Genomic DNA, 19,054 nt, shown 5'->3' with positions numbered 1-19,054 from the left:
ATGAACAGCGAACTCAAAGATGTGAATACCCAGGACAGCGACGCCATTCCCGGCACCGACTTCGATGCTCTGGTGGACAAGGCGATCAGCCGTCGCGGCCTGCTGAAGGGGGATGGCGCTCGGCATTGCCGGCTTTTTCGGCGTATCGCCGGTTGCCCGTGCGGTCGCTGCGGCGGTAGAGTCGTCGGCGTTGCTGGGTTTTGCCGGTATACCGGCCTCGGTCGACGACGCGATCAGGCTGCCGTCCGGCTATCGCAGCTCCATCCTGATGTCATGGGGCGACCCCGTGCTGCCGGGGGCGCCCGGGTTCGACCATGCCGGCGGCAACAGCGCGGCTGACCAGGCCGGCCAGTTCGGCGACAACACCGATGGCATGGCGCTGTTCCATTTCCGTCGTGCCGACGGTTCAGTCGACCCGGATCACGCGATGCTGGCGGTCAACAATGAGTACTGCAACAACGAATATCTGCTGCAGAGCGGCCAGACCGAGTCCCGCGAAGACGTCGAAAAAGCCAAGGCGGCGCACGGCGTTACCGTCGTCGAGCTGGTGCGCGAAGGCGGCCAGTGGCGCTATCTACGGGGTTCGAAACTGAACCGCCGTATTCACCTCGAAACCGAGATGGCGTTGACCGGGCCGGTCGCCGGCCATGCACTGGTGCAGACCTCCGCCGACCGGAGTGGACGCACTGTGCTCGGCACCGTCAACAACTGTGCCAATGGTCGTACCCCTGGGGCACCTACCTGACCTGCGAAGAGAACTTCCATGGCTATTTCGGTGCCGAGCGGGACGAGGATGTGCCGGCAGAGATGGCCCGGTACTACGGCGTCAAGGCCGCCGAGGATCGGTATCGCTGGTGGCAGCACGACGAGCGATTCAACCTGAGCCGCAACCCGAACGAGGCGAACCGTTTCGGCTGGGTGGTCGAGGTCGATCCGTTCGATCCCGAATCGAAGCCGATGAAGCGCAGCGCTCTCGGGCGCTTCAAGCACGAAAACGCCGAGCTGGTCCTGAACGGGGACGGCCATGTGGTCGTCTATATGGGGGACGATGAACGCGGCGAGCATATCTACAAATTCGTCTCCAGGGGCAAGTATGACCCCGCGAACGATGCCGCCAATCGTCGGATGCTGGAAGAGGGCACCCTCTTCGTTGCCCGGTTCGAGGGAGGAGACGGCGACAAGCATGCAGGCAATGGTCTCTGGATCGAACTGAGTCACGGCAAGAACGGCCTCACGGCCGAAAACGGCTTCGCCGATCAGGCCGAGGTGCTGGTCAATGCCCGCAAGGCGGCGAAGCAGGCTGGTGCCACCACCATGGACCGGCCGGAGTGGCTCAGCGCCAATCCGCTCAACGGCCAGGTCTACTGCACCCTGACCAACAACAAGCATCGCGGCAAAAAGGAAAGCCATCCGCTGAACGGTCCGAACCCCCGCGCCGCCAACCACTACGGTCAGATCATCCGCTGGGAAGCCAGGGCGGCGACCATACCGCAGAGGCCTTCGACTGGGATCTGTTCCTGATCGCCGGCAACCCGACCGCGCACCAGGATGCCTATGCCGGCTCGTCGAACATCAGTGCCGACAACATGTTCAACAGCCCGGACGGGCTTGGCTTCGACAGGGATGGCCGCCTCTGGATCCTGACCGACGGCGACGACTCCAACGCGGGCGATTTCGCCGGCATGGGCAACAACCAGATGCTCTGTGCGGACCCCGGGACGGGCGAGATCCGTCGCTTCCTGGTCGGTCCGACCGGTTGCGAGGTCACCGGCCTGACCTTCTCCGACGACTACAGGACGATGTTCGTCGGCATCCAGCACCCGACCGGCGGCTTCCCCGACTACCGCGAAGGCGGCAAGCCCCGCTCGAGCATCGTCATGGTGACCCGCGAAGACGGCGGCGTGATCGGCGCCTGAAAATGGTGACGCGTTACGCGTAACGCGTCACCCCTCACACCTCACACCTCATTCGCCTTGCGATAACGCCCCGCGTAGTCGAACAGGCGCTCACGCACGCGCCAGTGATGACCGCTCTTGCGGGCGACGACGAAGTCCGGTCCCCTGAAGTCGCCGGCGACGGCCAGCACCTCGTCGAGTGCCCGGAACTCCCGCGGTTTTGCCGCCGCGCAGAAGCGGCGACCGAAGAGACGGTTGAAGACCGCGCGCTGGCCGCTGTGCGCCAGGTCGAAGCGCTCGTGCAACTCCTCCCCCTGCTCGTCGTGATAGGTGATGCGCAGCGCCTTGCCCTGTGCCGAAAAGCTCACGCCGGCGCAGCGGATCACCCTGGCGTCCTTCAGCTGCAGCGCCTTTTTCAGCAGGTCGTCCGGGTCGATGATGGTCTTGCTGCATTGCTGGCAGCGGCGTGCCGCGATGTCGTTCTCCGCACCGCAGTGGGGGCATGACTTGAAGCGGAAGCGGTAGTCGCACTGCGCCCGGTTGCCGGCGTCGTCTTCCAGCAGGCCCTGGCAACGCCGGCCATGATGTTCGATCACCTTGCCGTCGCTGTCGGTGCGGCCCCAGAAGATATTGGCGAACCCGCAGCCGGGGCAGAAGACCTGTACCGGCTCGCTGTCGCTGTCGGGTTTGGGGCTGCCGACTTCCGGCGCGAACAGGTCGAAACCGTTGCCGGCATAATCGATCACCAGGCAGTCCTTCTTGCCCGGGGCCAGACGCAGGCCGCGGCCGACAATCTGCTGGTACAGACTGACCGACTGGGTCGGGCGCAGGATGGCGATCAGGTCGACATGGGGCGCATCGAAGCCGGTGGTCAGCACCGCGACGTTGACCAGGTATTTCAGCTCCCGCGACTTGAAGCGGCGGATCAGAGCCTCGCGCTCGGGCCCCGGGGTGTCGCCGGTGACCAGCGCTGTGGCTTCGCCCGGGAGATAGCCGGTGATTTCACGGGCATGGTCCAGGGTGGCGGCGAAGATCATTACCCCGGCACGGGATTCGGCCTGCACGAGGAGCTGTTCGCAGATGGCCCGCGTGACCCGCGGGTATTGCGTCAGCAGACTGTTCAGATCGCGTTCGCTGTACTCGCCCGAGCGTCCGGGCATCAGGGCCGAGAAATCGTAATGGGCGATGCTGGCATCGACGGTTTCGGGCCTTGTCAGGTAACCCTTGCTGATCAGGTGGCGCAGCGGAAGCTCGTAGATGCAATGGCGGAAGGGACGGCTTTCCGGGCTGCGCACGAAGCCGCGGTAGTGGTACTGGTAGATCCAGCCCTGGCCGAGGCGATAGGGGGTGGCGGTCAGCCCCAGCACCTTGAGGCGCGGGTTCTGCTCGCGCAACCGGTTTATCACCTGCTGATACTGGCTGCCGTCGTCGTCACCGACGCGATGGCATTCATCGACAATCAGCAGCGAATATTCGCCACAGAACCTTTCCAGGTTGCGGGCCACCGATTGTACGCTGGCGAAGGTTACCTGATGCAGCGTTTCTTTCTGCCCGAGACCGGCCGAAAAGATTCCGGCCTCCAGGCCGAAGGCGGCGTACTTGGCATGATTCTGTTCCACCAGCTCCCGGACGTGGGCCAGCACCAGTATGCGGCGGCGTGCCAGGCGCGCGAGCTCTGCAATCACCAGGCTCTTGCCGGCACCGGTCGGCAGCACGATCACGGCCGGCTCGTCGCTGGCGCGAAAATGGCGCAGTGTGGCGTCGACGGCTTCGCGCTGATAGGGGCGCAGGCTGATGGTGCTCATGGGGTTCGGTTCAAGGCTCGGGAAAACGCGATCATACCGGCCGGGTCCGGTGCTGCAAAGCGACGGCCGACAGCGCGCCCGAGATCCGTCCGGACGGTCGCGCCGTATAGAGGGCACTGCGTGCGAAACGCCTGCCGGTGAAGGAGCCAAGATGAGCCTCAGCGATGCCCTTATCAAGATCACCAACCTGCGACTGCGCACCTTTATAGGTTTCAATCCGGAGGAGCGCGCCAAGCAGCAGGATGTGGTGATCAACATCGAGATCCGTTACGGCCTTGCGCCCGCCTGCCTGTCCGACGAGGTGCAGGCAGCTCTCGACTACAAGCAGATTACCAAGCAGGTGATCCGGCATGTCGAGGAGGGGCGGTTTCTGCTGCTGGAAAAGCTGGTCGGCGACGTGCTGGCCATCTGTTGTGAACCCGAACCGGTATGCCATGTCCGTGTCAGGATCGACAAGCCACATGCCCTGAGGTTTGCCGACTCGGTGTCGCTGTCCCTCGAGTGGCAGCGGGATCAGCCGTCATTTTCGTAGCGCTCGACCCGGATCGACTCGGCCGCTTCGTACAGGTGGCCGGAGACGGTGCGCAGCAGGCTGGTGGCCACCATGACGTCGTTGTCGATGATCTGCAGCAGCTCGCGGCGCTCCAGTCGCAGAGCCAGCACCGGGCGGATCGCCAGCAGATTCATGCTGCGAGGGCGGTCCAGAATGACCGAGAGGTCGCCGATCAGGCGGCCGGGGCCGACATCGGTGACCGACGGGGCCTCCGGCGCCGAGCCCGCAAAGCGCATCTGGGCAACACCTTCTGCCAGTATATAGGCGCCATCGGGAAAGTCCCCGGCCCGGAACAGGTAGTCGCCGGCCTCGACCCGGACCCAGTGAGAGGCGTAGGCCAGCAGGCGGATCTGGGCGGGCCTCAGGTGCGAGAAAACATCGGCGCCGGCGATGATCCTGCGCTTGCTTTCGAAATCCGCGGTGCTGTCGAGCCGGTTTCGTTCGGCGGTGGCTTCGTCCTGCTGCAGCCTGCCATCGTGCAGCTTCAGCACCAGGTCATAATCGTCGGTGTTGCTGAATTCCGGTTCCAGCACGATCAGGGTAGTCTCCGGCATCAGGCGCCTGACCTGGAACAGGGTTTCCCGGCGCTGCTCCTTGTCGTGGGTCGCCATGGCCTGATCCAGGATGAGAATATCCGGTCGCTTGACGGCGGCGCGCAGGAAGGCAAAGCGCTCCTGGGATGTCGGGGGCAGTTCGGAACCGCCAATACCGGCGGGGATACTGCGCAGCAACAGCGATAGCGGTGCCCGCAGGCCCGAGTGCTGCACCTCCTCTGCGACAAGCGCGCGGATGCTTTTCTCGCGCGTCTCGCCGATGCGCCCGATGCGGCCGAACAGCACATTCTCCAGTACGCTAAGGCCGGGGTTGACTTCCGTCTCGTCGAGCGGGCGATAGTGGTTCTGCAACTGTCCGCCGAAGCGGGCGATGCAATCTTCCCGAACCGCCAGCGCCGCCGCCGCGATGCCCTGGGCAGCGGGATATTAAGCTGCTCGGGCGTGACGATAAAGGGCAGCATCAGCCAGAGGCGGTGCTCCTGAGCGTTCAGCCTGCGCCGGCCCTGCTGTTTCTGGTACACCCCTTCGAGCGCGCGATAGTTTTCGGGCGTCAGGCAGCTCAGTCGCTGGAACAGCGGGTGCTGGGGACCGACCGAAGCGAAGGTCTGGACCAGGGTTTCGAGCAGGCTGCCGGCATACTGCTCGAGCTCGGGGCCGAAGCCGGCCTTGCGGAACCAGTCGCCCAGCAGAGTGCAATTGCGATCCCGCTCTTCGCGGCTGGACCGCGTATGGACGGCGAACAGCAGGTTTTCGGCCAGCGTCAGTCCGCCGTGCATTTCCGTGCGACTGAACCCCTGCAGGTGACCGAGCAGGTTTTCCTGTTCCAGGCGCGTTCTCACACGCTGGCGCAACTCGACCAGACCGGCCGCCAGGCTCGGCCGGTCTGCGGGATCGAACTGCGCATCGAGCGATCGCTGCAGCAGATAGCTCTCGCTGCCCATGGCCTCGACGAGCTGCAGCCACCATTTCTGCAGCTCGTCGGAACTTTTGAATCCGGCACGTTGCAGGTCCAGCCATTCGACGTTGACCGGGTAGATACTGTTGCCCGAGGCCAGAGCCTCGCGCAGGTCCGGGTCGTCGCTGTCGAGCGGAGGCTCGGTACCGTACGGATTGGCACGCAGGGGCATATAGACGTTTTCCCCCACGGATGCGTTGAAGAGATAGGGCGTCGAGGTGACCAGGCCGATACGCGCCGCGATGACGGCCTGGTGCAGGCCGCCCAAGTCGTGCCCGGCGATGTTGACACCCCCTCTGGATGCGTTGATGCCACGCGTCAGCAACTGGGCAAAGGTGCGACGCACCTGGCTGTTGCGGCTCTCCACCGCGACCAGGGCGCCGGCCGGTATCTCGAGGTTGATATCGGACAGCAGCGCCGTGCCGTTGTCGTCGACGACGCTGACATCATCCAGGCGGATGGGGCCCCGCAGGTGGTGGATTTCAGCCGGATGATCCTCGACCAGGTGGGCCAGCATCAGGTCTTCGGGCTGGAACTGGTCGACGAGGGAGCGGTAGCGGTCGCTGGTTTCCTGCATCTGGCTGATATAACCGAGCAGCTCGCGCCAGGGTGCCAGGATATCCTTGTTGGCAGCCACGGCGGCAACAAGGGCGCCGACGGTGAGGCTGCCCTGAATGACGAGGTAGCCGCCAACCGAATAGAAGAAGAAGGGCGGCAGGTTGTTGATGAAGTTGTTGAGGAACTTCATGAAGAACTTCTTGCGGAAAATCGCTTCGCGGATCCGGAAAATGCCGCCGAGGCGGTGGCTGAACAGCGCCAGCCCATAGGGCACCCCGCCGTTGACGCGCAGGTCCTCGAGGCCCTGCACAGTTTCGCCGATCATTTCGGACAGCTTGCGCACCCGGCCGACTCTTTCCCGGTGCAGGCGGTTGATGCGCCGCTGCAGAATCGGCGTGATGATCGCCTGCAGCGGCACCATGGCGACCGCCGCCAGGCCGAACCAGGGTTCTGTACGAACAGGAAGGTGAGGATGGTCAGCATCTGTCCGGCCTGGAACAGCGGGTGCGCCAGTGCATCGCCCATGATCCCGCTGAGCGGTTCGACCTCTGCCGTGACCATCGAGACCAGCTCGCCCTGGGAGGTGCGCCGGAAACGGCTGGTGGGAAAGCGCAGCATGTGGTTGATCAGCCGGTAGCGCAGACGGCGCAGCAGGCGTTCGCCGACCACCCCTTGTAGACGTTCAGGCGCATCTTGATCAGGCCGCTGAGCAGCAGCGTCAGCAGAAAAGCGAAGCAGAGCAGTAGCAGAAAGGGCACCTGCGCGACTTCGAAGCCGAACAGCTGCAGCGGGAATACGGTGCCGCCGATGGCGTCGTTCAGGATCCGTTTGGGCAGTTCGAGGCTGGCGTAGAGAATCGGGAACGACAGCAGGGTAATACCGAGCAGTGCGAGCTGCTGGCGCGCGCTGTAGCGCCAGATAAAGCGCATCAACGTGGGCTCGAGCCGTTCGGGAGTGGTTGCAGAAGGGGCGTCGGGCTTTGTCATGCCGCAGGCGTTTCCTGGTGGTTGAATTGTTCCAGTGTAGCCCTGTCCGGCGTATGCCAGGGCGCGGCGGCGCGACGCGAAATCTTCACTATCCCGGCTCCGCGGAACTGGTTACTATTACTGGCCCTTCCCCGCCCGTCTCTCACGGTCAGGTGGGCAATGCTATCCTTACTATTCAACAGGCGCCTGCCTTCCATTCATTCCCGTACTGATCGAGTGACTGGCCGCACATGAAATTTCGCTTTCCCGTTGTCATCATTGACGAAGATTTCCGCTCCGAGAACATCTCCGGCTCCGGTATCCGCGATCTTGCGGAAGCCATCGGCCAGGAGGGCGTGGAAGTTGTCGGTTTCACCAGCTATGGCGATCTGACCGCCTTCGCCCAGCAGGCGAGTCGCGCCTCCTGTTTTATCGTCTCCATCGACGACGAGGAGTTCGGTGACGGCAGCGACGCCGACGTCGAACGCGGACTGGCCGGCGTACGCGGCTTCATCCAGGAGGTGCGCAAGCGCAATACCGACATACCGGTGTTCCTGTACGGCGAAACGCGCACGTCGCGCCATATCCCCAATGAGATCCTGCGCGAGCTGCACGGCTTTATCCACATGTTCGAGGACACGCCGGAGTTCGTCGCGCGCCATATCATACGCGAGGCGCGCAAGTACCTGGACTCGCTGGCGCCGCCGTTCTTCAACGCGCTGATGGATTATGCCAGCGACAGCTCCTATTCCTGGCACTGTCCCGGCCACTCCGGCGGCGTCGCCTTCCTGAAGAGCCCGGTGGGCCAGATGTTCCACCAGTTCTTCGGCGAGAACATGCTGCGGGCCGACGTCTGCAACGCGGTCGACGAGCTCGGCCAGCTGCTGGACCATACCGGCCCGGTGGCCGACAGCGAGCGCAATGCCGCCCGTATCTTCGGCTGCGATCATCTGTTCTTCGTCACCAACGGCACCTCGACCTCCAACAAGGTGGTCTGGCACTCGACCGTGGCGCCCGGCGACATCGTGGTGGTGGACCGCAACTGTCACAAGTCGATCCTGCACTCGATCATCATGACCGGCGCCATCCCGGTGTTCCTGATGCCGACGCGCAACCACTACGGCATTATCGGCCCGATACCGAAGAGCGAGTTCGACCCGGAAACGATCCGCAAGAAGATCGAGGACAACCCCTTCGCCCGCAATGCCGCGAACAAGAAGCCGCGCATCCTGACGATCACCCAGAGCACCTACGATGGCGTGCTCTACAATGTCGAAACCATCAAGGACATGCTCGGCAGCACCATCGATACGCTGCACTTCGACGAGGCCTGGCTGCCCCATGCGGCCTTCCACAGCTTCTACCGCGACATGCATGCGATCGGTGCCGGCCGGCCGCGTTCCGACGACACTCTGGTGTTCGCGACCCAGTCGACCCACAAGCTGCTGGCCGGGCTGTCGCAGGCGTCGCAGATTCTGGTGCAGGACAGCAAGACGCGCAAGCTCGATACTCACCGCTTCAACGAGTCCTACCTGATGCACTCGTCGACCAGTCCGCAGTACGCCATCATCGCGTCCTGCGACGTCGCGGCGGCGATGATGGAGCCACCGGGGGCACGGCGCTGGTGGAAGAGTCGATCCTCGAGGCGCTGGACTTCCGCCGCGCGATGCGCAAGGTCGACGAGGAGTTCGGGGCCGACGACTGGTGGTTCCAGGTCTGGGGGCCGGATCACCTGGCCGACGAGGGCGTGGGCGATCGCGACGACTGGGTGATCCACTCGGGCGACCGCTGGCACGGCTTCGGCGAGATCGAGTCGGGCTTCAACATGCTCGATCCGATCAAGGCCACCATCATCACGCCGGGGCTCGATGTCGACGGCAACTTCGACGAGTTCGGCATTCCGGCGGCGATCGTCAGCAAGTACCTGGCCGAACACGGCATCATCATCGAGAAGACCGGGCTCTACTCATTCTTCATCATGTTCACCATCGGCATCACCAAGGGCCGCTGGAACTCGATGGTGACCGAACTGCAGCAGTTCAAGGACGACTACGACCACAACCAGCCCATGTGGCGCATCATGCCGGAATTCGCCAAGGCCTACCCGAAGTACGAGCGGGTCGGGCTGCGCGATCTGTGCAACGAGATCCACGAAGTGTACCGCCAGTATGACGTAGCGCGGATCACCACCGACATGTACCTGTCGAAGATCCAGCCGGCGATGACCCCGGCCGAAGCCTGGGCGAAGATGGCGCACCGGCAGGTCGAGCGGGTGCCGATCGACGAACTCGAAGGGCGCATCACCGCGATGCTCGTGACCCCCTATCCGCCGGGCATTCCGCTGCTGATCCCGGGCGAGTGCTACAACAAAACCATCGTCAAGTACCTGCAGTTCGTGCGCGACTTCAACGGCCGCTTCCCGGGCTTCGAGACCGACGTCCACGGCCTGGTGCGGGAGAAGATCGACGGCGAGGATCACTACTTCGTCGATGCGGTGAAGATGTAAGCGGGGTGACGCGTTGCCCTATGCGAACTCCATAGGTGGCTCGGGCGTAGGATGGGTTAGCGGCGCCATGGCGATCGATTCGACCGTCTGGCACCTGGTCCGGGCGCCGCGTAACCCGTCATAGGCGCCGCAGGCGCCTTGATGTCCGCCGGCAGGGCGTCCGGCTAGCGGACAGTCAATCCGGTATCAGGTCGCCGAGGGTCGTGATCAGCGGCCTGACGCCGGACCAGGCCGGCCAGTCCAGATCTTCCGCGTCGTCGACAGGGCCACCGCTGCGGATCTTCGCCGAAACCTCCTCGATCGGGAAGGCGATCACCGCGGTCGCCTTCATCTCGGTCTCGTTCGGCGGCCGTGCCTCGGCCGAGCGGCCGGGGCTGAATTTCTCCAGCATGCTGTCCAGTGCCTGCCGTTTCTCGACCGGGTCCTCCACCCGGCGCCCCTTCCCATAGAGCATCACCGAGCGGAAGTTCGCCGAGTGGTGGAAGGCCGAGCGGGCGAATACCAGGCCATCCAGCAGCGTCACGGTGATGCAGGCGCTCTCGCCGGCCAGGATCGACTGAAAGAGGCCGTTCCTGCTCGAGCCGTGAACATAGAGCTCGTCCCCGATACGCCAATGGAAGTTCGGCTGCACCGCCGGTCCACCGTGCATGCTGGCGCCGATATGGCAGACAAGGGCTTCATCGAGAATCCGGTAGATCGTCTCGCGATCGTAACTGGCGCGCTTGGGGCCGCGTCTGAGGCGGGTTCTGTCTGTGACTTCGATTGTTGACATGGTGCTTTCCTGAGCTTGAACGCGGCTCAGGTTAACGGCTTAATGGGCTCAACAAGAGATCCATTTTAGAAAATTTAATGGGCCCACTATCGATGGCCGAATTTCCGTCCGAGCTCTTCCTGCCCTTTCTCAAGACCGATAACGGGACACCCCGCTACCGCAGCCTGTTCCGCGCCTTCCAGCAGGCGATCCTGCGGGGCGACCTGGCGGCAGGGGCCAGGCTGCCGGCCAGCCGCGCGCTCTGCAGCGCCTTGGGCGTCTCCCGCAACACGGTCAAGACCGCCTACGAGATGCTGCAGGCCGAAGGCTATATCGAGACGCGCCACGGGGCCGGCAGTTTCGTATCGGGACAGCTGCCCGACGTTGAGCTTCGAAGCGGCCAGGCGGACCGCCTGCGCGGCGGGCGCGAAGGCCCTGTCAGGATGTCCGCGATGGCCGCGCGGCTGCCGCCGCCCGAGCGCCTTTACGAGCGCTCCGAATCCGAATTGCTGGCCCCGGCACGCCCCTGCCTGGAGAGCTTCCCCTGGGCGCAGTGGCAGCGGGCCGTCAGCCGTGCCGCGCGCCGGATGCGGCATGAGGCGGATGCCCGGACAATGGGCTGCGAGGCGCTGCGGGGCGAGATCGCCCGCTATCTGCAGGTGGTGCGGGGTGTACGCTGCGAACCCCGGCAGTTGATGATCTGCGCGGGATCGCAGCAGGCGCTCGTCCTGGCTTTGCAGTTGCTGCTGGATCCCGGGGATCCGGTGCTGGTGGAGGAGCCGGGATACGCGGGCATCGATGGCGCCATTGCCGCCATCGGGGCGCAGCGGGTCGCCGTCGCCGCCGACGAAGAGGGCTTTCGCCTGCAGGATGCCCTGGCCAAAGCGCCCGGGGCGCGTCTTGCACTGCTGACGCCGTCGCGCAACTACCCGATGGGCTACACCCTGAGCCTGCAGCGGCGGCTCGAGCTGTTGAGCTGGGCCACCGAAACCGGCAGCTGGCTGATCGAGGACGATTACGACAGCGAGTTCCGCTACGACGGTCCGCCACTGACATCGCTGCAGGGGCTCGGCGGCGAGGAGCGCGTGCTCTATGCCGGCACCTTCAGCCGTATCCTGCATCCGTCCATCCGGCTCGGTTACCTGGTGCGCCGCAGGCGCTGGTCGAGCCTTTCCACAACGCCAGGCGCTACCTCGACGGCGGCCTGTCGCTGTTGCCGCAACTGGCGCTGGCCGAGTTCATGGCCTCCGGTCATTTCGCCAGTCATGTGCGGCGCATGCGCAAACTCTACCGGCAGCGCCGCGACTTTCTCAACGCCAGGGTCGAGGCGCTGTTTGGCTACCGCCTGGAAGCTGTGCAGGCCGACGGCGGCATGCATTCGGTATTCCTGCTGCGGGAAGCCCTTTCCGACCTCGAGCTGTGCCGGACGCTGCGGGCCCGGGGGCTGGGAATACGGCCGCTCTCGCGCTATTACGGGGATTCGGCGGGGTTGCAGGGCCTCGTCATCGGCTTTGCCGGCTACCGGGAGGAGACGATCGAGCGCGGACTCGGGATCCTGTACCGGGAGATGCGGCGCCGCGGTACCGCGCTTTGATGGATCCGGCGCCGCGGCCGGCCGTTGCAGTCATTGGATAGTCTTTGCGCTGGGCGTCATTTTGTTCTTCGCCAAACCCCGGATACTTCGAGACAAGGCTCCGGCCGTACAGCGCCTGACCCGTCAGGGTACGGCGCGGAGTCGGACTCGAGCGCCCTCGGTTCGATGGGCCGGGCGAAATAACAATAAGGTGTATTGGCGGGAGAATGCTGTGAAAACGGTTGATGTACACAAGATAATCGACGAGGCTCGATTCAATCAATTTCACTGGCTGGTGCTGTTCTGGACCGGCCTGATCATTATCTTCGACGGCTACGACCTGATCATTTACGGTGTCGTGCTGCCGAAACTGATGGCGGAATGGAAGCTGTCGCCGGTGGATGCCGGTACCCTCGGCAGTACCGCGCTGTTCGGCATGATGTTCGGGGCGCTGCTGTTCGGCCAGCTGTCGGACCGGATCGGGCGCAAGAAGACCATCATGATCTGTGTCGCCCTGTTCAGCGGCGTCACCTTCCTCAACGGTTTCGCCCGGGACCCGATGGAATTCGGGCTCTGCCGCTTCGTCGCCGGCCTCGGCATCGGTGGCGTCATGCCCAACACCGTCGCGCTGATGACAGAGTACGCGCCGAAGAAGCTGCGCAGCACTCTGGTCGCCATCATGTTCAGTGGCTACTCGATCGGCGGCATGGCCTCGGCCTTCGTCGGCATGCATCTGATTCCGGCCCATGGCTGGCCGTCGGTCTTCTTCATCGCCGGCATCCCGGTGCTGCTGCTGCCGTTGATCTGGCTGCTGTTGCCGGAGTCGATCGGCTACCTGGTCCAGTCGGGCCGGACGGACGAAGCGGCCCGGTTACTCAACCGTGTCGATCCGCGCTGCCGGGCAATGCCGGACGACAGGTTGCTGCTGCCGGAGACCGGCGAGGCCCGCGGCGGATCGCTGCTGACCCTGTTCAGCAGCGGCCGCCTGCTGTCGACGCTGATGTTCTGGCTCAGCTTCTTCTGTTGCCTGATGATGGTCTATGCGCTGGCCTCCTGGTTGCCGAAGATCATGGAAGCGGCGGGCTACGAAGTGAAGAAGGGCCTGCTGTTCCTGCTGGTGCTGAACCTGGGCGCCATGTTCGGTGCCATCGGCGGCGGCTGGATGGCCGACCGTTTCCACCTGCGTCGCGTCATCACCATCATGTTCGTGGCGGCCGCGCTGTCGATCGGCCTGCTCGGCTTGCTCAGGGGCTCGATGACGGTGCAATATCTGCTGATCGCCATTGCCGGCGCCTGCACCATCGGTACCCAGATCCTGCTCTATGCCTATGTGGCGCAGTACTATCCGCAGTCCAGCCGTTCGACCGGCATCGGCTGGGCCTCGGGCGTGGGCCGGCTCGGCGCCATCCTGGGCCCGATCCTCGGTGGCGTGCTGATGGCCGCGCAGCTGGATGTGGAAATGAACTTCATCGCCGTCGGCGTACCGGCCATCATCGCCGCGCTGGCGATCTCGATGGTGGGCCGCCGTGCGAGGCCGGCGGTGGACGGCAGGCTGGTCGCCGACGGCGCCGCCTCGTGATGTTCTTTGTTACGCGTAACGCCTAGCGCGTCACCCGTAAAAAAGGTACATCGCGTTTTAGCGGAAAGAATGCAGTATTCGTAGGATGGGTGGAGCGACGCATGGCCACGGGATATCCGACCCTTACGAAAATAGGGCGTCGAGTAACCCATCTTCGGGTGTCGGGTCAGTATTGCAGAAGCCTGAGTCATTGATGGGTTGCGCCGCAACCGGTCTCCTGCGCACTGAGAGTACAGTGCCATTGCGGCTCCACCCATCCTACGATGCCACCACCTTATTTCCCTGAGGCGTCAGCCACAAAAAAACGCCCGCATCGGATGCGGGCGTTTTCGTTGCGCCGAAGGCGAGTGGCCTAGAGACTGAGCGTCTTCTCGCCGCGGGCGATGCCGGAGACGCCGGAGCGTACCACTTCCATGATGTTCGCGGCGCCGAGCGCGCTGATGAAGGCATCCAGCTTGTCGCTGGCGCCGATCAGCTGCACGGTGTAGGTGTTCGGCGTGACGTCGATGATCTGGCCGCGGAAGATATCCGCTGTGCGCTTGATCTCGGCCCGGGCGGCCCCCGAGGCCTTGAGCTTGATCATCATCAGTTCGCGCTCGATATGGTCGCCTTCGGTCAGGTCGACCACCTTCACCACGTCGATCAGCTTGTTCAGATGCTTGGTGATCTGCTCGATCACCCGGTCGTCACCGATGGTGGTCACGGTCAGGCGCGACAGGGTCGCGTCGTCGGTCGGGGCCACGGTCAGGGACTCGATGTTGTAGTTGCGCTGGGAGAACAGTCCGACGACGCGAGACAGGGCACCCGGTTCGTTTTCCAACAGAACTGAAATGATATGTCTCATGCTCAGGTTCTCTCCGTCTTGTTCAGCCACATGTCACGCATCGAGCCGCGCGCCACCTGCATCGGGTAGACGTGCTCGAACGGGTCCACGTAGATATCCATGAACACCAGGCGATCCTTCAGTGCGAAGGCTTCGCGCATCGCGCCTTCCAGGTCCTCGTACTTCTCGACCTTCATGCCGACGTGACCATAGGCCTCGGCCAGCTTGATGAAGTCCGGCAGCGATTTCATGTACGAGTGCGAATGACGCGACTCGTAGTTCATGTCCTGCCACTGCCGCACCATGCCCAGGGACTGGTTGTTCAGGTTGATGATCTTCACCGGCAGGTCGTACTGCTTGCAGGTGGAGAGCTCCTGAATGTTCATCTGGATGCTGCCCTCGCCGGTGACGCAGGCGACATCGGCGTCCGGGAAGTTCAGCTTCACGCCCATCGCCGCCGGCAGGCCGAAGCCCATGGTGCCGAGGCCGCCGGAGTTGATCCAGCGATTGGGCTTGTTGAACTTGTAGTACTGGGCCGCGAACATCTGGTGCTGACCGACGTCGGAACAGACGTAGGCGTCGCCGTTGGTGACCTTGCTCAGCATCTCGATGACCTGCTGCGGCTTCATCATCTCGGAGTCGTCGGTGCGGTAACGGCCGCCGTGGCGTGCACGCCACTCGTTGATCTGCTCCCACCAGGCCTTGAGTGCGGTCGCATCGGGCGTCTTCTTCGCCGCCGCGATCAGCTCGATCATTTCGGTCAGCACCGACTGGGCAGGGCCCACGATCGGGATATCGGCCTTGACGGTCTTGGAGATCGAGGCCGGGTCGATGTCGATATGGACGATCTTGGCGGTCGGACAGAACTTGTCGACACCGTTGGTGACACGGTCATCGAAGCGTGCGCCAACGCACAGGATCAGGTCCGAATGGTGCATCGCCATGTTGGCTTCGTAGCTGCCGTGCATGCCGAGCATGCCGATCGACTGATGGTCGGTACCCGGGAAGCATCCCAGACCCATCAGGGTGCAGGTCACCGGGAAGTTCAGCAGCCTGGCCAGTTCGGTCAGTTCGTCGCTGGCATTGCCCATGATGACGCCGCCACCGGCATAGATCACCGGACGCTTGGCGTTCAGCAGCAGGTCGGTGGCTTTCTTGATCTGGCCGCTGTGACCCCGGGTAATGGGGTTGTAGGAGCGCAGCTTGACCGACTTCGGATATTCGTATTCGAAGCGCTCGGTCGGGGTGGTCATGTCCTTCGGAATATCGACGACAACCGGGCCGGGACGGCCGGTCTGGGCGATATGGAAGGCCTTCTTGATGGTGGCCGCGATCTCCTCGGGGCGGGAAACACTGAAGTTGTGCTTCACGATCGGGCGGGAGATGCCCATCATGTCGGTTTCCTGGAAGGCGTCTTCGCCCACCAGGTGACTCATGACCTGGCCGGTAATGACGACCATCGGAATGGAGTCCATGTAGGCGGTGGCGATGCCGGTCACGGCGTTGGTCGCGCCGGGGCCCGAGGTTACCAGCGCGACGCCGGCCTTACCGGTGGCACGGGCATAGGCATCGGCCATATGGGTGGCCGCCTGTTCGTGGCGCACCAGGATATGCTTTACATCTTCCTGCTGAAACAGGGCGTCATAGACGTGCAGCAGGGCCCCGCCCGGATAGCCATAGATGTATTTCACGCCCTCGTCACGAAGGGCACGAACAACCATTTCTGCGCCTGAAAGTAATTCCACTGTATTCACCCTCTAGTGCACCAGTCCCCGGCAAGGGAAAGGCGCGTAACAGTTTTTGTTTCTGCAACGTTGAACAGGAGCCACCCACTCAAGCTTGATTGCTGCTGCGGTGGAAAAATTCTCGACCATTCCAGGGTAGAGAAGTGGAGGCTCGCGCTCGGGTGCTTGCCGGAGCAGGGGGTTGCCCAGCCGGCAGGCCAGCGGGAAACAGTACGGGAGACCGTTTCGCCAGAGCTTCGGGTTTACCTACACACTCAAGGCCTCAAAATGAGGCGGTCATTCTCGCACCCGTATTATTTTTGTTCAACCAAAAAGGGCTGAAAACATTGGAAAAACCTGAGTCAGGTGCCAGCAACGACCTAAACAGAATCGACAAAAGGGGTTATAGTTTTGGCAACTGTTTCAGGAGAGCTGCACGATGAGAGTGTCCGAAGTCAAACAACCGGAAAAGGTGATCAACGAACTGCTGCTGTTTATCCGCAAGGTGCTGGTCGAGCCCGATATCAACAGCAAGGCACTGGATATTGCCCGCAAGTATGTCAACGAAAAGAATGCCGACGAGCTGATCGCCGAAGAGCTGTCGTCGACCACCAACGTCAAGATCCCGGCCAAGCACAGCGATGCCGACAAGTTGTTCCTGCAGGTGCTTCGCGACGTGGTGCGGGACGAAAAGGCGTTGTATTGATTGTAGGAGCCCGGCCCCCGGGCGAACTGGGCGGCACGCTGCCAAGCCGGTTCTGATTGTAGGAGCGGCGCCTCGCCGCGAACAACCGCGGTGCCAGGTCGGTTCGCCGCGAGTAAGTGCCCTTCAGGTGCGCGGCTCCTACGCATGTCGCTCTCGGCCATTCCCCGCTGAGCCCGATATGGTATAACCGCTCCGTCTGACAACCAGCCGGAGCTTTACCATGCAGATCAAGACCTTCTGCGGCGAGGCGATCGCACCCCATATCGATGACCTGGCGCGGCTGCGCATCGAGGTCTTTCGCGCCTTTCCCTATCTTTACGATGGCGACCTGGCTTACGAGCGGGACTATCTCAGCACCTATGCCCGCTCGGCCGAGAGCCTGTTCGTGCTGGCGCAGGAGAGCGACCGCGTCGTCGGCGCCGCGACCGGCGTGCCGATGGAGGACGAGACCGACGCGTTCAAGCGCCCCTTCGCCGAGGCCGGCTGGAACCCGGACGAGATCTTCTATTTTGGCGAGTCGGTGCTGTTGCCGGAGTACCGCGGCCAGGGGCTGGGCGTGCGCTTCTTCGAGGAGCGCGAGGCCTATGCCCGACGGTTTGGCCGTTTCCGTTACTGCGCCTTCTGCGCCGTGGAACGCCCGGCAAATCATCCGTTGCGCCCGGCCGATTATGTGTCGCTGAATGACTTCTGGGCCAACCGTGGCTACCGGCATCAGCCGCAGTTGCGCACGGAATACCGCTGGAAGGATATCGGTGAGGAACAGGAAAGCACCAAGCCGATGTCGTTCTGGATCAGGGAGCTGTCGTGAACGTCAATTTCGAGATCAGCGGGGGCGCCACCGTGACGAACCCCCATCGGGTCAAGATCGCCGCCTGCCAGTACGCCATCGAGCTGTTCGAGGACTGGGATGCCTACGCGCGTCACCTGGCTGCGCTGGTCGAGCAGGCGGTGACTGAAGGCGCCGAGCTGCTGCTGCTGCCCGAATATGCCGGCATGGCCCTGACCGGCCAGTTGCCACCCGGTCTCCGTTCCGATCTGCAGGGCTCGATCACCGCGATGCAGGATCTGATCCCGCGCTGGTTCGACTTCTGCGCGTCGCTGGCGCGGCAGCATGGTGTCTGGTTCTGTCCCGGCACCCTGCCGGTGCTGGACGACGACGGCATTTACCGCAACCGCTGCTGGCTGTTCGGACCCGACGGCGTCGCCGGTCATCAGGACAAGCTGATCATGACGCGTTTCGAGCGCGAGCAGTGGTTTATTGGAGCGGGCGCGGGCCTGCGGGTGTTCGAGACCCCCTTCGCCCGCATCGGCATCCTGATCTGCTACGACAACGAGTTCCCGGCCCTCGGCCGCCAGCTGGTCGAAGCCGGCGCAGACCTGATCCTCGCCCCGAGCTGTACCGATACGATGGCCGGTTATCGCCGGGTGCGCATCGGCTGCCGGCAAGGGCCCTCGAGGGGCAGATTGCGGTGCTGCAGTCGCCGACGGCCGGCATTGCCGACTGGTCGCCGGCAGTGGATATCAACACCGGCCGGGCGGCGCTCTATCTGCCGCCGGATTACGGCCTGCCGGATGATGGCGTGCTGGCACAGAGCGCATCGGCACAGGTCGGGACGTCCAGTTGGCTGGTCTGCGAGCTCGACTTCGCGGCGCTGCATGGCGTGCGACTGCGTGGGCAGGTACTGACCCGGCGCGACTGGCCGGAGCAGTTCGAACACCAGGTCGTCGAGGTGGTGAATGCGACGGCAGAACCTCAGCCCTGCTGAAACTGGCGCAGGTCCAGTTCCAGCAGTTCACCCATCCAGATGGCGTGATCGGTATGGTCCTTCAGGTCGTCATCGGTGACCAGGTGGGTGAAGACGGTCAGGCCGTTGCGGTGCTGGGCGAGCCAGGTCAGCACCGGGCCCAGGCGCTCGATGCGGTCCGACAGCTGACAGCTCCAGCGCGGATGCGGCCCGACCCGCTTGTGGTGGAAGCGTCCGACCCGCACGCCCAGCTCCTCGCCGGCGCGACGGCACAGCGCTTCGGCCTGCTCGGCGCTTCGTTCGTCGAAATAGACATGGGCGTGGAAGGCGTGGGCGTCGGTCATTCGGACTCCAGGTATCGT

At 63.6% G+C, this 19,054-nt stretch carries 15 protein-coding genes and 2 pseudogenes; 8 read left to right on the top strand and 9 right to left on the bottom strand.

Going from position 1 to position 19,054, the window contains the following annotated elements:
* Positions 1 to 112: 112 nt before the first annotated feature.
* Positions 113 to 1,916 (top strand): annotated as a pseudogene (locus tag ACFQDL_RS10085) (PhoX family protein).
* A 41-nt stretch (positions 1,917 to 1,957) separates the two neighbouring features.
* On the opposite strand, the gene radD reads toward ACFQDL_RS10085, so the two are convergent.
* Positions 1,958 to 3,700, bottom strand: a complete 1,743-nt coding sequence (gene radD, locus ACFQDL_RS10080; protein ID WP_379908894.1) for a DNA repair helicase RadD — start codon at positions 3,698 to 3,700, stop codon at positions 1,958 to 1,960.
* 151 nt (positions 3,701 to 3,851) lie between these two features.
* Here radD and folX point away from each other — a divergent pair, with 151 nt between their 5' ends.
* The gene (gene folX / locus ACFQDL_RS10075) at positions 3,852 to 4,232 is read left to right on the top strand and encodes a dihydroneopterin triphosphate 2'-epimerase (protein ID WP_379908893.1); all 381 of its coding nucleotides are present in this window, start codon (positions 3,852 to 3,854) and stop codon (positions 4,230 to 4,232) included.
* Here folX and ACFQDL_RS10070 read toward each other — a convergent pair.
* The 4 genes from ACFQDL_RS10070 to ACFQDL_RS10055 are packed head-to-tail and all read right to left on the bottom strand — an operon-like array spanning position 4,214 to position 7,306.
* Positions 4,214 to 4,864, bottom strand: coding sequence for a Crp/Fnr family transcriptional regulator (locus ACFQDL_RS10070; RefSeq protein WP_379908892.1), 651 nt, complete (start codon positions 4,862 to 4,864; stop codon positions 4,214 to 4,216). The genes folX and ACFQDL_RS10070 overlap by 19 nt on opposite strands.
* Positions 4,807 to 6,741, bottom strand: coding sequence for an ABC transporter ATP-binding protein (locus ACFQDL_RS10065; protein ID WP_379908891.1), 1,935 nt, complete (start codon positions 6,739 to 6,741; stop codon positions 4,807 to 4,809). Before ACFQDL_RS10065 ends, ACFQDL_RS10070 begins: the two co-directional genes overlap by 58 nt.
* Positions 6,642 to 6,989 carry an ABC transporter transmembrane domain-containing protein gene (locus ACFQDL_RS10060; protein WP_379908890.1) on the bottom strand — a complete coding sequence of 116 codons (348 nt, stop codon included), beginning with the start codon at positions 6,987 to 6,989 and terminating at the stop codon, positions 6,642 to 6,644. Before ACFQDL_RS10060 ends, ACFQDL_RS10065 begins: the two co-directional genes overlap by 100 nt.
* Positions 6,947 to 7,306 carry a hypothetical protein gene (locus ACFQDL_RS10055; RefSeq protein WP_379908889.1) on the bottom strand — a complete coding sequence of 120 codons (360 nt, stop codon included), beginning with the start codon at positions 7,304 to 7,306 and terminating at the stop codon, positions 6,947 to 6,949. Before ACFQDL_RS10055 ends, ACFQDL_RS10060 begins: the two co-directional genes overlap by 43 nt.
* A gap of 230 nt (positions 7,307 to 7,536) precedes the next feature.
* Here ACFQDL_RS10055 and ACFQDL_RS10050 point away from each other — a divergent pair.
* Positions 7,537 to 9,227: pseudogene (locus ACFQDL_RS10050) on the top strand (Orn/Lys/Arg decarboxylase N-terminal domain-containing protein); the annotation flags it as partial.
* Positions 9,228 to 9,263: 36 nt separating this feature from the next.
* Positions 9,264 to 9,791: an Orn/Lys/Arg family decarboxylase gene (locus ACFQDL_RS10045; protein ID WP_379912996.1), complete on the top strand. Its 528-nt coding sequence runs from the start codon at positions 9,264 to 9,266 to the stop codon at positions 9,789 to 9,791.
* A gap of 175 nt (positions 9,792 to 9,966) precedes the next feature.
* On the opposite strand, the gene ACFQDL_RS10040 is transcribed toward ACFQDL_RS10045, so the two are convergent.
* The gene (locus tag ACFQDL_RS10040) at positions 9,967 to 10,563 is read right to left on the bottom strand and encodes a pyridoxamine 5'-phosphate oxidase family protein (RefSeq protein ID WP_379908888.1); all 597 of its coding nucleotides are present in this window, start codon (positions 10,561 to 10,563) and stop codon (positions 9,967 to 9,969) included.
* Between the two features lie 92 nt (positions 10,564 to 10,655).
* Here ACFQDL_RS10040 and ACFQDL_RS10035 point away from each other — a divergent pair, with 92 nt between their 5' ends.
* Positions 10,656 to 13,694, top strand: a complete 3,039-nt coding sequence (locus ACFQDL_RS10035) for an MFS transporter (RefSeq protein ID WP_379908887.1) — start codon at positions 10,656 to 10,658, stop codon at positions 13,692 to 13,694.
* A 352-nt stretch (positions 13,695 to 14,046) separates the two neighbouring features.
* On the opposite strand, the gene ilvN is transcribed toward ACFQDL_RS10035, so the two are convergent.
* Positions 14,047 to 14,538, bottom strand: a complete 492-nt coding sequence (gene ilvN / locus ACFQDL_RS10030; RefSeq protein ID WP_379908886.1) for an acetolactate synthase small subunit — start codon at positions 14,536 to 14,538, stop codon at positions 14,047 to 14,049.
* A gap of 2 nt (positions 14,539 to 14,540) precedes the next feature.
* A complete protein-coding gene (locus ACFQDL_RS10025; RefSeq protein WP_379908885.1) occupies positions 14,541 to 16,262 on the bottom strand; it encodes an acetolactate synthase 3 large subunit in 1,722 nt (573 codons plus the stop codon).
* Positions 16,263 to 16,680: 418 nt separating this feature from the next.
* Here ACFQDL_RS10025 and ACFQDL_RS10020 point away from each other — a divergent pair, with 418 nt between their 5' ends.
* From ACFQDL_RS10020 to ACFQDL_RS10010, 3 genes are all read left to right on the top strand, one after another.
* Complete coding sequence (locus ACFQDL_RS10020) at positions 16,681 to 16,947, top strand: hypothetical protein (RefSeq protein ID WP_379908884.1); 267 nt, start codon at positions 16,681 to 16,683, stop codon at positions 16,945 to 16,947.
* 220 nt (positions 16,948 to 17,167) lie between these two features.
* Complete coding sequence (locus ACFQDL_RS10015; protein WP_379908883.1) at positions 17,168 to 17,755, top strand: GNAT family N-acetyltransferase; 588 nt, start codon at positions 17,168 to 17,170, stop codon at positions 17,753 to 17,755.
* A complete protein-coding gene (locus tag ACFQDL_RS10010; protein ID WP_379908882.1) occupies positions 17,752 to 18,633 on the top strand; it encodes a nitrilase-related carbon-nitrogen hydrolase in 882 nt (293 codons plus the stop codon). The genes ACFQDL_RS10015 and ACFQDL_RS10010 overlap by 4 nt, the downstream gene beginning before the upstream one ends.
* A gap of 67 nt (positions 18,634 to 18,700) precedes the next feature.
* On the opposite strand, the gene ACFQDL_RS10005 is transcribed toward ACFQDL_RS10010, so the two are convergent.
* Positions 18,701 to 19,036, bottom strand: coding sequence for a DOPA 4,5-dioxygenase family protein (locus ACFQDL_RS10005; RefSeq protein WP_379908881.1), 336 nt, complete (start codon positions 19,034 to 19,036; stop codon positions 18,701 to 18,703).
* Positions 19,037 to 19,054 lie beyond the last annotated feature (18 nt).

This window comes from Marinobacterium aestuariivivens, from assembly GCF_042661465.1.
GTDB lineage: Bacteria > Pseudomonadota > Gammaproteobacteria > Pseudomonadales > Balneatricaceae > Marinobacterium_A > Marinobacterium_A aestuariivivens.
Note: the sequence above shows the minus strand (reverse complement) of the source record. Positions and strands in the feature narration are given on the sequence as shown.